The 15,885-nt window shown below is 72.3% G+C and carries 14 protein-coding genes; 6 read left to right on the top strand and 8 right to left on the bottom strand.

The genetic code is table 11. The annotated features are described in order from the left end of the window. Nucleotides 1-19: 19 nt before the first annotated feature. On the top strand, nt 20-1,459 hold the full coding sequence (locus QRO03_RS08415; RefSeq protein WP_285137071.1) for an APC family permease: 1,440 nt from the start codon (nt 20-22) through the stop codon (nt 1,457-1,459). A gap of 84 nt (nt 1,460-1,543) precedes the next feature. On the opposite strand, the gene QRO03_RS08410 is transcribed toward QRO03_RS08415, so the two are convergent. From QRO03_RS08410 to murI, 4 genes are read right to left on the bottom strand one after another with little or no spacing between them, the layout of a single operon-like run. After that, entirely contained in the window at nt 1,544-2,353 is an 810-nt protein-coding gene (locus QRO03_RS08410; protein WP_285137321.1) for a glycosyltransferase family 2 protein, read from the bottom strand. Nucleotides 2,354-2,379: 26 nt separating this feature from the next. Then, a complete protein-coding gene (gene rdgB, locus QRO03_RS08405) occupies nt 2,380-2,976 on the bottom strand; it encodes an RdgB/HAM1 family non-canonical purine NTP pyrophosphatase (RefSeq protein ID WP_285137070.1) in 597 nt (198 codons plus the stop codon). Nucleotide 2,977: 1 nt separating this feature from the next. Beyond that, the gene (gene rph, locus QRO03_RS08400; protein ID WP_285137069.1) at nt 2,978-3,703 is read right to left on the bottom strand and encodes a ribonuclease PH; all 726 of its coding nucleotides are present in this window, start codon (nt 3,701-3,703) and stop codon (nt 2,978-2,980) included. 36 nt (nt 3,704-3,739) lie between these two features. Continuing rightward, nucleotides 3,740-4,558: a glutamate racemase gene (gene murI / locus QRO03_RS08395; protein WP_285137068.1), complete on the bottom strand. Its 819-nt coding sequence runs from the start codon at nt 4,556-4,558 to the stop codon at nt 3,740-3,742. 134 nt (nt 4,559-4,692) lie between these two features. Here murI and QRO03_RS08390 point away from each other — a divergent pair, with 134 nt between their 5' ends. Further along, nucleotides 4,693-6,018 carry a nicotinate phosphoribosyltransferase gene (locus tag QRO03_RS08390; protein WP_285137067.1) on the top strand — a complete coding sequence of 442 codons (1,326 nt, stop codon included), beginning with the start codon at nt 4,693-4,695 and terminating at the stop codon, nt 6,016-6,018. Nucleotides 6,019-6,048: 30 nt separating this feature from the next. Here QRO03_RS08390 and QRO03_RS08385 read toward each other — a convergent pair whose 3' ends face one another. From QRO03_RS08385 to QRO03_RS08375, 3 genes are read right to left on the bottom strand one after another with little or no spacing between them, the layout of a single operon-like run. After that, nucleotides 6,049-6,315, bottom strand: coding sequence for a DUF3039 domain-containing protein (locus QRO03_RS08385; RefSeq protein ID WP_055953839.1), 267 nt, complete (start codon nt 6,313-6,315; stop codon nt 6,049-6,051). Between the two features lie 50 nt (nt 6,316-6,365). Beyond that, nucleotides 6,366-7,928, bottom strand: a complete 1,563-nt coding sequence (locus QRO03_RS08380) for a hypothetical protein (RefSeq protein WP_285137066.1) — start codon at nt 7,926-7,928, stop codon at nt 6,366-6,368. Beyond that, a complete protein-coding gene (locus QRO03_RS08375; protein WP_285137065.1) occupies nt 7,904-9,802 on the bottom strand; it encodes an ABC transporter ATP-binding protein in 1,899 nt (632 codons plus the stop codon). The genes QRO03_RS08380 and QRO03_RS08375 overlap by 25 nt, the downstream gene beginning before the upstream one ends. Between QRO03_RS08375 and QRO03_RS08370 the strand changes: the two genes are divergently transcribed. The 3 genes from QRO03_RS08370 to QRO03_RS08360 all read left to right on the top strand — a co-directional run bounded on the left by QRO03_RS08370 (nt 9,789) and on the right by QRO03_RS08360 (nt 12,750). Next, nucleotides 9,789-10,139: a hypothetical protein gene (locus QRO03_RS08370; protein ID WP_285137064.1), complete on the top strand. Its 351-nt coding sequence runs from the start codon at nt 9,789-9,791 to the stop codon at nt 10,137-10,139. The genes QRO03_RS08375 and QRO03_RS08370 overlap by 14 nt on opposite strands. A 278-nt stretch (nt 10,140-10,417) precedes the next feature. Continuing rightward, nucleotides 10,418-11,338, top strand: coding sequence for a hypothetical protein (locus tag QRO03_RS08365; protein WP_285137063.1), 921 nt, complete (start codon nt 10,418-10,420; stop codon nt 11,336-11,338). Nucleotides 11,339-11,409: 71 nt separating this feature from the next. Beyond that, nucleotides 11,410-12,750: a maltokinase N-terminal cap-like domain-containing protein gene (locus QRO03_RS08360; protein ID WP_285137062.1), complete on the top strand. Its 1,341-nt coding sequence runs from the start codon at nt 11,410-11,412 to the stop codon at nt 12,748-12,750. A gap of 234 nt (nt 12,751-12,984) precedes the next feature. On the opposite strand, the gene QRO03_RS08355 is transcribed toward QRO03_RS08360, so the two are convergent. Continuing rightward, nucleotides 12,985-14,529, bottom strand: coding sequence for a S1C family serine protease (locus QRO03_RS08355; RefSeq protein WP_285137061.1), 1,545 nt, complete (start codon nt 14,527-14,529; stop codon nt 12,985-12,987). A gap of 148 nt (nt 14,530-14,677) precedes the next feature. Between QRO03_RS08355 and QRO03_RS08350 the strand changes: the two genes are divergently transcribed. Beyond that, nucleotides 14,678-15,883 carry an aminotransferase class I/II-fold pyridoxal phosphate-dependent enzyme gene (locus tag QRO03_RS08350; RefSeq protein ID WP_285137060.1) on the top strand — a complete coding sequence of 402 codons (1,206 nt, stop codon included), beginning with the start codon at nt 14,678-14,680 and terminating at the stop codon, nt 15,881-15,883. Nucleotides 15,884-15,885: the final 2 nt, after the last annotated feature.

Genomic DNA, 15,885 nt, shown 5'->3' with positions numbered 1-15,885 from the left:
GTCCGACCGAGGGGTTCCGATGACTGAGACCACCGCCACGCGCCCGCCGCTGACACGCACCCTGGGTGGGTTCCAGGTCTTCGCGATCTCGTTCGCGTTCATCTCCGTCGTCGTCGGAGTGTTCGCGACCTACGGCGAGATGCTGCAGAGCTCGGGGCCCCTGGGTGTGTGGCTGTGGATCGTGGCCGGCGCCGGCCAGACGCTCGTCGCCCTCGTCGTCGCGCAGTTCGCGGCGCGCATCGCCCTGAGCGGTTCGTCGTACCAGTGGGCCTCCCGGCTCGCGTCGCCCCGGGTGGGGTGGTTCTTCGGCTGGCTGTCGTTCTGGTTCCTCGCCATCGCGGTCGTCGCCATCGCCAACGCGCTCGCCAGTCAGGCGATCATGCCGCTTCTCGGAATGGGCGCCGACGAAGACGTCGCGCGGTGGCTGACACTCGTCATCCTGCTCGTGCAGGCGATCCTCGTCATCGCCTCCACGCGACTGCTCGGCATGGTCACGTCGGCGGCGGTCGGGGTCGAGCTGGCGATCGTCGCGGTGCTCGTGGTCGTGCTCCTCGTCGTCGCCTTCGCCACCGGCACCGTGCAGCCGCAGAACCTCGTCGCCCGCGGCGTCGCCGACGCGGATCCGCAGTACTTCGCCCTGGGCGGCGGGCTGATGGCGGGCATGCTGATGGGACTGACCACCCTCGTCGGGTTCGATTCCGCCGCCAATCTCGCCGAAGAGGCGAGGGATCCGTATCGGACGGTTCCGCGCGCGATCGTCGGCTCGGTCATCGCTGCGGCGGTCGCCGGTTTCGCGTTCCTGTTGACCTTGACGGTGTCGATCCAAGATGTGGAGGCGGTCACGAACGACCCCTCCCCCGTGGCGGCGATCATCCGCGGACAGCTCGGACCCGTCTGGGAGCAGCTCCTGCTCGCGGGCATCGCGTTCTCGATGTTCGGGGCGGGGACCGTCGTGCTGGCCGCCGCCGCCCGACAGGCCTTCGCGATGGCCCGGGACGGCCGCTTCCCCGCCTCCCGCCTCATCGGCCGGGTCGACCGGCGTACGCGCACGCCGGTGTTCGCCACCCTGCTCATCGTCGCCATCGGGTGCGTGCTGATGCTCGCCCTGCCCGGAGAGGCGCTCCTGCAGCTCATCATCGGGAGCACCATCCTCCCCGCCCTCATCTACGGGGGCGTCGTCGTGCTCTACCTGGTCGTCCGCCGTCGGCTCGAGCGCCGCACCGGCGGCTTCAGCCTCGGGCGCGCCGAGGTCCCGGTCGCGGTCGCGGCGCTGGTGTGGATCGTCCTGGCCCTCCTCGCCCTCGTCACGCCGGGCGACGCCCTCGTTCCCGCGCTCATCATCCTCGGGCTCGTCGCCGCGGGCGGCGTGTACTTCGTGCTGCTGCTCCGGCTGCGGCCGGGTGTGATGGACGAGCAGCCCGCGGCCGACGTCGAGGTCTCGAGCGCCGACACGCCCTGAGCGTGCCGGCGCGACCCGCGTGAGCGCTCGGCGCCACGCACCGCCCGCCCGCGCCGCCCGCACCACCCGCCGGTGGGAGCCGCCTCAGTTGCGCAGAGCCCGCAGCTGCGCCTGCATCCGTCGGTGCACGTGCAGGGCGGGGTAGACGCCCAAGAAGACCGCCATCGGTGCCCGCAGCCGTACGTCGCGGATATCGTGCGCCGAGTAGGTGTTCTCGAAGCGGTCGACGTAACGACGGAAGTCGCGCGGGCGGTCGTCGAGACGCCGCGCCGACATCCCCGCGACCATGTCGGAGCAGTAGGCGATGCGGCGGCCGCCGAGAGCCAGATGGATGGCGATGTCGAGGTCCTCGTGCATGACGTCGGCCTCGTCGTCGCACAGGAACTCCCGCACATCCCGCCACGCGTCGGCGCGCACGGCCATGTTGCTGCCGAACAGGAAGACGAAGTCCCCCGCCAGGCGCACCTGGAGCCGACGCAGCCGGTCGTCGATCTGCTGGCCGATCGCGCGCAGCGGCAGGTCGTAGTACTCGACCGGTCCCGACACGGCATCCATCACGCCCGCGGCGAAGACGCGCGACACCTGCGCTACCCAGTCGGGCTTCAGGACGGTGTCGGCGTCGATGCGTCCGAGGACGTCGCCCGTGGCGGCATCCATTCCGACATTGCGGGTCGGCACGAGCCCCTGCCTGCCGTCTTGGCGCAGAAGACGGATGCCGGCACGCGGGTGCTCGTCGATGACACGCTGCACCACCTCGCGCGTGCCGTCGGTCGAGCGGTTGTCGACGACGAGCACCTCTGCCGGCGGAACGCTCTGGCGCACGATCGCACGCAGGCACCGCTCGATGACCACCTCCTCGTTGTAGGCGGGGACGACGATCGACACCGTGGGCATTGCGGTCACCTCACGGGTCTACACGCTCAGAGTGACGTGAGAAGGGGCGAGAGCTGAACGAACGCCCGGGCGCGATGCGATTCGGCGTTCTTCTCGGCGGCCGTCCACTCGCCGACGGTGCGTTCGGCGCCTGCGGGCTGGCCGTCGGGCACGAAGATCGGGTCATACCCGAAACCACCCGGCCCGGCGGGTCTTATCGCCAGGCGTCCGGGCCAGCGGCCCTCGACGGTCTGCTCGCCGCCGTCGGGTCGCACCAGGGCGATCACCGACACGAACTGCGCCGTACGGTGCGGGTCGGCGACGTCGGACAGCTGGTCGAGCAGCAGCTCGAGGTTGGCGGTGGCGTCCTTCTTGTGCCCCGCCCAGTACGCCGAGAACACCCCCGGCGAACCGCCCAGCACGTCGACCGCGACGCCGGAATCGTCGGCGAGGGCCGGGAGTCCCGTGTGCGCCGCCGCCGCCCGCGCTTTGATGAGGGCGTTCTCGGCGAAAGTCACACCGTCTTCGACCGGCTCGGGTCCGTCGTAGCCGACGACCTCGAGGTCGGGGCGCACCTCGGCCACGATCGCCTGGAACTCCTCGACCTTGTGCGGATTGTGGGTCGCGAGGACGACGCGCGCCATCTCAGCCCTCGAGAGCCGCGGTCTGGATGCCGCGCAGCTCGGCGCACCCGTTCACGCCCAGTTCGAGCAGGCGGTCGAGCTCCGCCTTGTCGAACGGTGCGCCCTCGGCGGTGCCCTGCACCTCGACGAAGAGGCCCCGGCCGGTGACGACGATGTTCATATCGGTCTCGGCGCGCACGTCCTCGACGTAGGCCAGGTCGAGCAGCGGCTCGCCGTCGACGATGCCGACCGACACCGCGGCGACCGAGTCGCGCAGCACCTCGGCGCGCTGGCCGATGAACTTCTTCTCGCGTCCCCAGGCGATGGCATCCGCGAGGGCGACGTAGGCACCGGTGATCGCCGCGGTGCGCGTGCCGCCGTCGGCCTGCAGCACGTCGCAGTCGATCACGATGGTGTTCTCGCCCAGCGCCTTGGTGTCGACCACTGCGCGCAGCGCCCGCCCGATGAGGCGTGAGATCTCGTGCGTGCGTCCGCCGACCTTGCCCTTGATGCTCTCGCGGTCGTTGCGGCTGTTCGTCGCGCGCGGCAGCATCGCGTACTCCGCCGTGACCCAGCCCTTGCCCTTGCCGCTCAGCCAGCGGGGCACGCCATTGGTGAACGACGCGGTGCAGAGCACCTTCGTGCCGCCGAACGTGATGAGCGCCGAGCCCTCGGCGTGCGCCGACCACCCGCGCTCGATCGTCACGGGGCGGAGCTGATCGGGGGTGCGGCCGTCTTTGCGGGTCATGGATCCTCCAGAGGAACGGGAAAGGGATGCCACGCCTCAGCGCGGCAGGTCGATGGCGCCGGTCTGCACGAGCTGCACCTCGCGCACCTCACGGCCCATGAGGCGGTGCGCCAGGCGCAGGAAGTCGTCGGCCGACGAGCCGGTGGCCTCGTAGCGGTGGCGGGGGGCGGCATCCGGACTCGCCAGAAGATCACGCGAGACGAGCTGGCGGAAGACGTCCTTCGCGGTCTCGCTGTCGCTGGACACGAGGCTGACGTCGGGCCCCATCACGTAGCTGATGACCCCCTCGAGGAAGGGGTAATGCGTGCAGCCGAGCACGAGAGTGTCGACCCCGGCGTGGCGGAGAGGGGCGAGGTATTGCTCGGCGGTGGCCAGCACCTCGGGCGAGTCGGTCACGCCGGCCTCGACGAACTCGACGAAGCGGGGGCACGCCTCGGCGAACACCGTGAGCCGCTCGTTGACCTCGAGCATGTCCTGGTAGGCGCGCGAGCCGATGGTGCCGGCGGTGCCGATCACGCCGATGCGGCCGTTGCGGGTGGTCGACATGGCCGTCCGCACAGCGGGGCCGATGACCTCGACCACGGGGACGTCGTAGCGCTCCCGCGCGTCGCGGAGCATCGCCGCCGAGGCGGTGTTGCAGGCGATCACCAGCATCTTCACGCCCTGCTCCACGAGCGTGTCGAGCACCTCGAGCGCGTAGCGACGGACGTCGGCGATGGGCTTGGGGCCGTAGGGCGAGCGCGCGGTGTCGCCGATGTAGAGGATCGACTCGCGCGGCAGCTGCGCCGACACGGCCCGGGCGACGGTGAGACCGCCGACTCCCGAGTCGAAGATCCCGATCGGTGCGTCGTCCATAGGGGTCCAGCCTATCGGGCGGGGGTGTGGTGGCGCGGGGAGCGGGGCGGCGGCGTGGTCTCCTGCGTCGTGTCGCGCGTCAAGGGGCCGCGGGTGACCAGACGCCGGGGAATCGGCCGCAATAGGCTGGCGCGATGACTCGGAGTACGGCTCTGCACACCGACCGCTACGAACTCACGATGCTCGACGCGGCCCTCCGCGACGGCACGGCCTCACGCCGCTGCGTGTTCGAGGTGTTCGGGCGCCGGCTCTCGGGCGGACGCCGCTTCGGCGTCGTCGCGGGCACCGGCCGGCTGCTCGAAGCCATCCGCGACTTCCGCTTCGGCGACGACGAGCTGCGCTACCTGCGTGATGCGGGAGTGGTGGATGCCGCGACGCTCGACTTCCTCGCCGACTACCGCTTCACGGGATCGGTGACCGGCTACCGCGAGGGCGAGGTGTACTTCCCGGGCTCCCCGTTGCTGACCGTGGAGGGGACGTTCGCCGAGGCGGTGCTGTTGGAGACGCTGGCGCTCAGCATCTTGAACTACGACTCCGCCGTGGCCACCGCCGCCGCCCGCATGAGCGTCGCCGCCGGCGACCGACCGCTCGCCGAGATGGGCTCGCGTCGCGCGAGCGAGGAGGCGGCCGTGGCCGCTGCCCGAGCCGCCTACATCGTGGGCTTCTCGGCCACCAGCAACCTCGAGGCGGGTCGCCGGTGGGGCGTTCCGACGATGGGCACCGCCGCCCACGCGTGGACGCTGCTGCACGACAGCGAAGAGGACGCGTTCCGTTCGCAGGTCGACGCGCTCGGCAGCGGCACCACCCTGCTCGTTGACACGTACGACATCGCCGAGGGCGTGCGCACGGCCGTGCGCGTGGCCGGCACCCACCTGGGCGGCGTGCGCATCGACTCGGGCGACCTGCCGATCGTCGCGGGTGAGGTGCGGGCCCTGCTCGACGACCTCGGCGCCACCGGCACGCGCATCACCGTCACGAGCGACCTCGACGAGTACGCCCTCGCCGCCCTCGCGGCCTCCCCCGTCGACTCCTATGGTGTCGGCACCTCGGTCGCGACCGGCTCGGGCGTACCGACCGCAGGGCTGGTGTTCAAGCTCGTGGCGCGCGAAGCGGCCGACGGCTCGTGGGTGGGCGTCGCCAAGGCGTCGACGCAGAAAGCCTCGCACGGGGGCCGTAAGGCCGCGTTCCGCACCCTCGACGGGGGCACCGCGACCGGCGAACTCATCGTGGTCAGCGACGGGTTCGAAGAGCTGTCCACGGCCGCCGAGCACCCCGACGCCCGTGCCCTGCAGACGACGCTCATGCGCGACGGCGAGGCGGACGCCGCGGCCCTCGGCCCGGAGGGTGTCGAGGCCGCGCGAGCCCACCATGCCCGCGTGCGCGAGGAACTGCCCGTGCGGGCACTGGCGCTCAGCAAGTCGGAACCCGCCCTGCCGACCGAGTACCGCGAGGCGGACTGACGCTCGACGAAGACGGGCGAGGCGCCGGGGTTACTTGACCAGCGACTCGTAGATCTCTTTGCACTGCGGGCAGACGGGGAACTTCTCGGGATCGCGACCCGGAGTCCACTTCTTGCCGCAGAGCGCGCGCACCGGCTTGCCGGTGATCGCCGACTCGAGGATCTTGTCCTTCTTCACGTAATGCGAGAAGCGCTCATGGTCGCCGGGCTCGATGTTCTCTTCGCGGATGAGCTCTTCGAGCTCTCGATCCAGGGTCGCGAGACCCCCGCTGTCAGGACTGTCGAGAGGCGTGCTCATGGAGAGCCAGTGTAGCCGCGGACCGCGCTCAGCGGTCGGGCGGGTTCGACTCAGGTCGCTTCGGCGAACTCCATGAGGCGGGTCGCGCGGCGTTCGTAGACCACCGCGCCCACGACGATCCCGAGGATCAGCACGAGCGCGCCGGCGCCCGCCCCGACCCAGAGCGCGAACATCGCGTCGATGGCCGTGCCGTCGATCGCCTGCCACGTCAGCCAGCCCGCGGGCAGTGCGGTGAGCACCGCCCCGAGCATGACGAGGCCCTGCGCGATGACTCCGCCCGAGCCCGTGCGCTGCGGCTGTTGGAAGGGGCTGTCACCCGGCCGCGAGACCGCGTAGGGGGCCACCACCGACGAGACGCTCGACAGCCCCAGACCGCCGAGGAACAGCGCCGCGCACACGCCGACCATGGCCGGGAAGATCGCCCAGCGACCGTGCGCGACGATCGCGAGCGGGAGGCTCACGGCGAGGATCGGGACGGCGATGAGCAGGATGGGCACGAGGCGCCCCACGCGATCCGGGATGCCGCGCACGCCGCTGGCGATGTGCATCCACAGAGCCGTGGAGTCGTACGCGAGGTCGTTGTGCGGCAGCCACCCGAAGAACAGCGCCATGATCGGCACCGGCAGCAGGACCGCCAACTCGAACGGCACGCCCGCGACGAGCAGCGGCACCGTCGACACGACGGCCGCGATCGGCACGATCACGATGTTGACGATGTACCGCCGGTCGCGCAGCCAGTACGACAGGCTCCGCGCGGCGACGGCTCCTCCGGGGGTGCCCGGAAGGAGCGCGAACCACCCGAGCCCGCCGCGCTCGCGCACCGCGACCGGACGACGCGTCGTCGTGAGCAGCACCTCGACCAGGGCGAACCACGCCAGGGTGAGCAGCGCCACGGTCGCGAGGGCGACCACGAGGCTTCCGACGGCCGCACCTGTCGTCGGTGCGAGGCCGATGGCCCACGCGGCCCCGACCGGCGTCCACGACAGGATCTCGGCCGCCGACGCCAACTGCGACGGCACCGCACCGCGCCACTCGAGCGATCCGAGGAACACCCCGATCGGCACGACGACGACGAGCACGGCGATGAGGTAGACGCTCATCAGCTCGCGCGATTGCCGGGGACGCTGCACGAGCGCCCCGAGTGCCATGCTGACGCGGGCGAACAGCACGCACGTCGTGAGCCCCAGAACGACGGATGCCACGCCCGCCACCGCCGAGGCACCGTGCGCGCCCCACGCCACCGCGACGCTGACGCCGAGGACGAGGGTCACCAGGACCGGAACGCTGAAGAACCCGGCGAGCAGCAGAGCGCCGGCGAGCGGTCGCGGTTCCGGGCCGACGACGGCGAACCGCCGCGGGTCGAGGGGGTCGATCGAGGCCGTGACGGGCGGACCGACCGCGAACCCCAGGGTGACCGCGGAACCCGCCAGTACGGTGACCACCGCGGTCGTGAGGCGGTCGGCATCCGCGAGTCCGGCGGCGCTGACGGCCGCGAAGACGGTGGCAGCGATCAGGACGACCACACCGATCGCCCGCCGGATCACGTCGCGCCGGTCGCCCCGCAGGGCGCCGAGCATCATCGCCAGTCTCAGGCGGAGAACGTGTGCAACCACTCGAGGCCCTCCACGTCGCCCAGGCCACCCGAGAGTTCGCGGAAACGCTGCTCGAGCGTGCCTTCGCCGCGCACCTCGTCGACTGTGCCCTCGGCGAGCACCTGGCCCGACACGATGACCGCGACGCGGGAACACACCCGCTCGACGAGCTCCATGCCGTGGCTCGACAGGATCACGGTGCCGCCGTGGTCGACGTACGTGCGCAGGATGTCGAGGATGACGCCGCTGGAGACCGGGTCGACGGCCTCGAAGGGCTCGTCGAGCACGAGCAGGCGCGGGGAATGGATCATCGCCCCCGCCAGCATGACCTTCTTCGTCATTCCCGCCGAGTAGTCGGAGACGGGCCGCGCGAGCGCGTCGACGAGGTCGAAGGCGCGGGCGAGGTCTGCCATGCGGCTCTCGACGAGGCCGCTCGGGAGCCCCCGCAGCGCGCCGTAGTACGACAGCAGCTGGCGCCCCGTCAGACGGTCGAAGGTGCGCAGGCGATCGGGCAGGACGCCGATCATCTTCTTCGCTTCGCGCGCCCGCTTCTTGGCGTCGACGCCGTTGATCGTCACGGCGCCCCCGTCGGCGCGGAGGAGTCCCGCGATGATCGACAGGGTCGTGGTCTTGCCGGCGCCGTTGGGACCGACGAGGCCGTAGAACGAGCCCGCGGGCACGGTCAGGTCGATCGCGTCGACGGCGCGGAGCTCACCGAACGTCTTCGTGATGTGGCGGAGCGTGAGCGCGGGGACCGCGGCCTCGCCATCCGCATCGGTGGATGCCGCCGTGTCGGTCGCCGAATCCGTCGATGCCTCGTCGGTGGCCGCGAGCGCGGGGACCGCGGCGTCGGTGCTCGTGTCGCGCGATGCCTCGGCATCCCCGTCGGCGGTGGTCTCGTCGGCGGCGACGGCGGGCGTCTCAGCCGGAGCCTCGGCATCCGTGACGGCCGCCGGCTCGGCGTCAGGGGCCGGATGATCGGATGCCTCGGAGTCGGTGTCGACGCCGGGGGCGACGACGCCATCCGGGTCGGCGGATGCCTCTGCCTCCGCGACGTCGAGCACCGGGGCGTGGGAGGTCTCGTCGGCCGGGGCCTCGTCGTCCGCGCGGACGTCGGGCGGAGTGGGATCGTGCGCATCGTCGGCGTGCGTGTCGTCGAAGGTGCCCGCATCGGCGACCTCACGCGGTGCGACATCGGCGGCGCTCTCCCCGGTGTCGGAGACGTCGGACGCCACCCGCGGAGCGTCGGTGTGCTCGCGCGTGTCGAGCGGCGTGACGACGATCACCTCGGCCTCGGACGCGGCGGGCTCGAGGTCGTCGTCCGCGACGGGCTCGTCGACCGCGGTCGACGGTTCGCCGGCGGGTGACTGCACTGCGGGCGGATCGGAGACCGCCGGCTCCTCGACGGCGACGTCTGCCGGGGTGGGGTCGAGGGCGACGTGCTCGTTCGTCGCCTCTGCCGTCGGCGCCTCCGCCGCGCGGGCCACGGGAAGCGGCGGGCGCGGGGGGATGACGATGTCGTCGAACGCGACGGGGGCGGCCGCCTCGGGCGCGACGAGGTCGGCGTCGGCGGGTTCCGAGTTCGTGGGGGCGCCGTTCTCGACCGCCGGCGCATCGACGGCCGGGGCGGGCGCATCGCGGCCGACCGGTGCGGAACCGGCCGCTTCGGTCGACTCGGGCGTGTCGACGGCATCCCGCGCCGCAGACTGGTCCGGCTCGGCCGGCGCGTCGGCCACAACGGGCGACGCGGGCAGGACGGGCTTCGCCGGAGTGCTCACGGCATCCGGAATCGCCGACTGGTCGGACTCCACCGGCGTGCTCACGGCATCCGTCTCTGTAGACCGGTCCATCGCGACGCGCGCGTCGGCGGCCTCCGCCGGCATGGCGGAGGGCACGACGGCCGCATCGAGCATCGGCTCGTCGGCCGCGGCGGCCGACGCGGAGATCGCCGACGCCGTGGTGGTCGACGCGGCGGAGGCGCGCGGCGACGCCGGCTTCTTCGCGGCGGTCCGCGCGGCCGCAGGTTTCTTCGCCGCGGGGGTGCGCGCGGTCGTTCCGGACGCGCGGGCCGCCGCCGTCCGCGGGGCGCGGGGTGCGCGCGGCTTCGGGGCCGGTTTCGCCGCCGCGGCGCCGGTCGACGCGTCGGCGTCGGGCGCCCCGTCGGCCTGGGAGCGAGCCGGCGGACGCTTCGCGGGCGTGGCCCGCGGGGCGCGAACGGAGGGAGGAGTCTGACGGGCCGCGGGTTCGACGCTCGCCGCGACGCCCTCGGTGTCAGAGGGGGACGAGTCTCGGGGTTCCGGCAGCGACGCTGTCATCGCACCAAACTACCAATCCCCTCCGACACCGCCCTGACTCTTGCCGACACGGTGCGCGCATGCGTCGAAGCCCTGCGGGCCCCGCGCGGCGCGGCACGAGCTCGTCCGATCCCCTGCGCGACCGCCCGCACGACGGATCCGCGCACCGCCGTCAAGTCACGGCGCACGTCGAGCCGGCCGGGAGAGGATGATGTCATGGCTGAGAAGGTGCACCGCATCCACTCCCTCCCGCAGGACGCCCCGTGGACGGGCGGACTCCCACCCGTGGGATCGGACGAGCATCCCCGCACGATCCGCATGCTCGACCGCGTGCTGTCGGTGCAGCGGCCCGTGGTGCTCGCGCATCTGCGCAGCATCCGCCTCCGTCATCCGGATGCCACGGTCGAGCAGATCCTGAAGATCCTGGAGCGCCGTTACCTCGCTGCGGTCACCACGGGCGGCGCAGCCGTCGGCGCCACGGCCGTCGTGCCGGGCATCGGCACCGGCGTCACCCTCGCCCTCAGCGGCGTCGAGACCGTCGGCTTCCTCGAGGCGACCGCCCTCTACGCGCAGTCGGTCGCGGAGGTCCACGGCGTCGCCGTCGAAGACCCCGACCGCGGGCGGGCCCTCGTGCTCGCGCTGATGCTCGGAAAGGAAGGCGTCGACCTCGTCTCGCAGCTCGCCGCGCAAGCGGCCGGCCGTGGCACCACCCGCTCGGGGTACTGGGGGGAACTCATCACCAAGACCCTCCCGCGCGCGGCCGTCGGCCCCCTCGTCGACCGGCTGAAGACCTCGTTCGTGCGGCAGTTCGCCACGCGTGGCGGAGCGTCGTGGCTCGGCAAGGCCCTGCCCTTCGGCGTGGGTGCCGTGGTCGGCGGCACCGGCAACCACATCCTCGGCCGACGGGTGCTGGTCAACGCGCGTCGCGCCTTCGGGAGTCCTCCGCTCGAGCTGCCCGCCGACCTGGAGCCGCGCCCCGGCAGCGAGCGCTTCGAGCGCAGCGCCGTGGGCGGCGTCCGCCGCGCCAGATCCGCCATCGCCGACGCCGTCGGTTCGGCGGGGCGCCGCACCGGTTCGGTGGCGCGCAAGGCGCTCCCCCAGCGTCGTCGGCGCGAGACCGACGACGAAACCGACTGACCCCTTCTCATCGAGACCACCCCGCGCGCAAGTCCTGCGCGGGCCGCACGGCGGCGCGTTAGCCTCACCGCATGGGTGACCTTCTCGAGCTCCTCGCTGTCTGGATGCCGCGTCAGCGCTGGTACGGAACGAAAGGCCGCGACCCGCGACTCACCGTCGTCGCCGACTGGCCCCTCGACGACGACGTGCGGCTCCTGCTCGTGCGCGACGAGGCCGTGCACCCCGCCATCGTCTATCAGGTCCCGCTCGCGATCCGCGCGGAGGGGTCGGTTCCGCCCGGCAGCCTCATCGGCGCGTCCGGAGACGGACTGGTGTGGACGGATGCCACCACCGACCCCGGGTTCACCGATCAGCTCTACTCGTGGGTGACCGCCGGCGGCGAAGTCGGTGCCCCCGGAGACGGCTTCATCGGTTTCGCCCTCGCCCTGCCGGACGGCAAGGCGCCGGCCACGCACGCGACCGCGAGGGTCTTGAGCGGCGAGCAGTCAAACACGTCGCTGATCTTCCGCCCCGACGAGGGCGACGCCGGCGTTCCCGTCATCTGCAAGCTCTTCCGTCAGGTGAACCCCGGCATCAACCCCGACGTCGAGCTGCAGTCTGCTCTCGCGGCCGGGGGCGCCGCCTTCGTCCCGGCGGCGATCGGCGAGATCCGCGGATCGTGGATGACGCCCGAGGGGGTGCCCGTGAGCGGCTCTCTCGCCTTCGCGCAGGAATTCTTCGAGGGCGTCGAGGACGCCTGGCGGGTCGCCCTGGATGCCGCCGCCGCCGGCGACGACTTCGCCGAGCGCGCCCACGCCCTGGGTGCCAGCGTCGCGGGCATGCACGTCGCCCTCGCCGCGCAGTTCCCCACCCGCGAGCCCGACGACGCCGACCGTGCGGCGGTGGTCGGCGCGTGGGACCGACGACTGGCCATCGCCCTGGCCGAGGTGCCCGCGCTGGCCCCCTACGCCGAGCGCATTCGCGCGGTGTACGCCGCCGCCGCGCGCGCGCCGTGGCCGTCGCTGCAGCGCGTGCACGGCGACCTGCACCTCGGACAGGTGCTGCACACCCCGTCGAACGGGTGGGTGCTGCTCGATTTCGAGGGCGAGCCCCTGCGGCCGATCGAGGAGCGACTGATGCCCGACGTCGCCGTGCGCGACGTCGCCGGCATGCTGCGCTCGTTCGATTACGTCTCGGGTGCCGTCGCCGACGACGACGGCGACGCGGTGCGCGCGTGGGTCATCGCCGCGCAGCGGGCCTTCCTCGCGGGCTATGCCGACACCGCGGGTGCCGTGCGCGCCGACGACGATCCGCTGCTCGCCGCGTTCGAGCTCGACAAGGCCGTGTACGAGGCGATCTACGAGACCCGCAACCGTCCTGACTGGATCGGCATCCCGCTGGCCGCGATCGGCCGTCTCGCACCGCTCGACTGAGCGTCCGGCGCTTCGCGCGAGCCGCCGGATCAAGCGGCGGCGCCGCAGCGCCCCGCGCACCACATCAGCGATCTGCACAACCTCAGTCCCCACACGGCATCCACGACCGAGGATGTGCGCATCACGGAGGTTGCGCGCACCGCGGACGCGGCTCGCCACCTGACGGGAGCCCCGCCCGCAACAGAACGACGCCACCCCGCGAGCGTGTCGCGGGGTGGCGTCGTCGTGCAGGGGTCAGCTGGCCGGCATCGAGCCGAGGGTCACCTCGGCCGTGCGCTCCTGGCCGCCCCGGAGGTAGGTCACCTTCGCCTCGGCACCCGCGGCGAGCGCGCGCACCTGGGCGGTGAGGTCGATGGAGTTGGTCACCGGGATGCCGTTGAACTCGGTGATGACGTCACCCTGGGCCAGACCCGCGGCTTGCGCCGCTCCGCCGCTGACGGCCTCGGCCACGAGAGCGCCGGTCGTGGTCGCACCCTGCTGGGAGGCGGCATCCTGAACCGACGCGCCCAACAGACCGTGCGTGGCGGAGCCGTTCTCGATGATCTCCGTCGAGATGCGCTTGGCGATGTCCGCCGGGATCGAGAAGCCGACGCCGATGTTGCCCGACTGTCCGCCCGACGATGAGCCTCCGGCGCTGGCGATGGCGACGTTGATGCCGATCAGCTTGCCTTCGTCGTCGACGAGCGCCCCACCGGAGTTGCCCGGGTTGATGGCGGCGTCGGTCTGGATGACGGCGATCTTGATGGTCTGGCTCGCCGACTGCGACTGCTGGCCCTGGCCGAAGTCGAAGCGGAACGGGCTCTCCTGTCCGGGCTCGGTCTGCTGCTCGTCGGAGCCGTCGCTGGGCGCGGCCGAGGAGGCGACCTGGATCGACCGGTTCAGCGCGCTGACGATACCGGTGGTCACCGTGTTGGGCAGGTCGAGGGGTGCCCCGACCGCGACGGTCGCGTCGCCGACGTTGAGCTTCGACGAGTCGCCGAACTCGATGGGCGTGAGATCCGACACGTTCTGCAGCTTGATGACGGCGAGGTCGTAGGTGGGGTCGGTGCCCACGACGGTCGCGGCGTACACCTTGCCGTCCGACGTGGTGACAGAGATCTTGGCGTCGCCCGTCTGTCCGTCGAGGGTGACCACGTGGGTGTTGGTGAGCACGTATCCGTCGGCGCTGAGGACGACGCCCGATCCCGTGCCGCCGGCCTGCGAGCCGGTGGCGCTGATGGTGACGACGCTCGGGACGACCTTCGTGGCGACCGCCGCGGTGGCGTTGACGTCCTGCGGGTCGTTGACGGTGATGGCCGTGGGGCCGGAGACGCTCGAGGCGTTCTCGCCGCCCCAGAGGCTGAGTCCGGCGTACGTGCCGCCGAGGCCCGCGCCGCCGCCGACGAGGGCCGCTGCCACGAGGAGCGCGGCGATGCGGGGAGCCGAGCTCTTCTTGCGGGCGGGGGTGGATGCCGACTCGGGCAGCGCCAGCGTGGGGTGCGCGTTCGTGGCGGCGGGGCCGAACCCGTGGCCGGTGGGGCTCGGCGCCCCGGAGGGGGCCGAGGCGTAGGCGCCGTGCGCGGCTGCACCGGGCTGGGGGGTCGCGGTTCCGGCGGCGGGCGGGGGCCACGCGGCGGCGGCGGCGGCCGGCGAGCGCGTCGGCATCGGCGGCACGTCGGGACGCGACGTCGCGGCCGGCGGGGTGTGCGCTGCGGGGGCGGGCGTCGCGTGCTGAGGCGAAGGCTCGTTGGTGTGGCTGTGGTCGTTACCCTCGGGACGGTTGTCCGTGGTGTCGCTCATGGGATGCTCCTTCTTCCAGGCGCTTCTACGATGACCACGGATGCTGTGGGTCACCTATGACAGAAGTGAGCCGCCTCTATGGGTCTAGCAGCAACGTCCCGCGAAGCATTCCCCCTTGCCCTCGCCGCGCGTGCGGCATGCTGGGTCCATGCACCAGCTTCCCGGCGCCTGGCAGCGCACGGCCCGCGGCGCGGGCCTGCTCGCCCCCGACGGCTCCTCGGTCCCCACGATCTTCGCCGAGATGAGCGCGCTCGCCGCGTCCACCGGCGCCCTCAACCTCGGCCAGGGCTTCCCCGACGAGGACGGGCCCGCACCGGTTCTGGAGGCGGCACGGGATGCCATCGCCCGCGGCGTCAACCAGTACGCCCCCGGACGCGGCTTCCCCGACCTGCTGTCGGCCATCGCCGAGCACCAGCGACGCTTCTACGGTCTCGAACTCGATCCGCAGCGCGAGGTGCTCGTCACGGTGGGGGCGACCGAGGCGCTCGCGGCGACCCTGCTCGCCCTCATCGACTCCCCCGACGACGAGGTCGTCGTCTTCGAGCCCTACTACGACTCGTACGCGGCGTGCGTGGCGCTGTCGGGCGCGAAGCTGGTGCCGGTGCCGCTGCGGTGGCCCGACTTCCAGCCCGACCTCGGGCAGTTGGCGTCCGCGGTCACTGATCGCACACGGGTGATCCTCGTGAACGACCCGCACAATCCCACGGGAACTGTGTTCACCCGCGAGGTGCTCGACGAGGTCGTGCGGCTCGCGCATCGGCACGACGCGATCATCGTCACCGACGAGGTGTACGAGCATCTCGTGTTCGAGGGGCCGCACGTGCCGATCGCCACCCTCCCGGGAGCCGCCGAGCGCACCCTCTCGATCTCGTCGGCGGGGAAGACCTTCTCGCTCACCGGGTGGAAGACCGGCTGGGTCACCGGGCCGGCCGAGCTGCTGACCGCTGTCCTCGCCGTCAAGCAGTTCCTCACCTACGTCGGAGGATCGCCGTTCCAGCCCGCGATCGCGGTGGGACTGCGTCTGCCCGACGCCTTCTTCGCCTCGGTCGCCTCCGAGATGGCCGAGAAGGCCCGGTTGCTCGGCACCGGTCTGCGCGCTGCCGGGTTCGAGGTGTCCACCCCCGGGGGGTCGTACTTCACGGTGGTGGATGCCGCCCCGCTCGGCGCCACCGACGCCGATGCGTTCTGCCGCGAGCTCCCCGCCCGCGCCGGAGTGGTCGGCATCCCGCTCACCGCCTTCGTCTCACCCGCCCATCGCGACCGCTACGCCACGCTCGTGCGATTCGCGGCGTGCAAGCGGGTCGAGGTGCTCGCCGATGCGGCGGAGCGCTTGGCCGGGATGAGGGTGGCATGACG

The organism is Microbacterium sp. lyk4-40-TSB-66, assembly GCF_030209475.1.
In the GTDB taxonomy this organism is placed as follows: Bacteria; Actinomycetota; Actinomycetes; order Actinomycetales; family Microbacteriaceae; genus Microbacterium.
The sequence above is the reverse complement of the archived record's forward strand: the minus strand, read 5'-3'. Positions and strand labels throughout refer to the sequence as shown.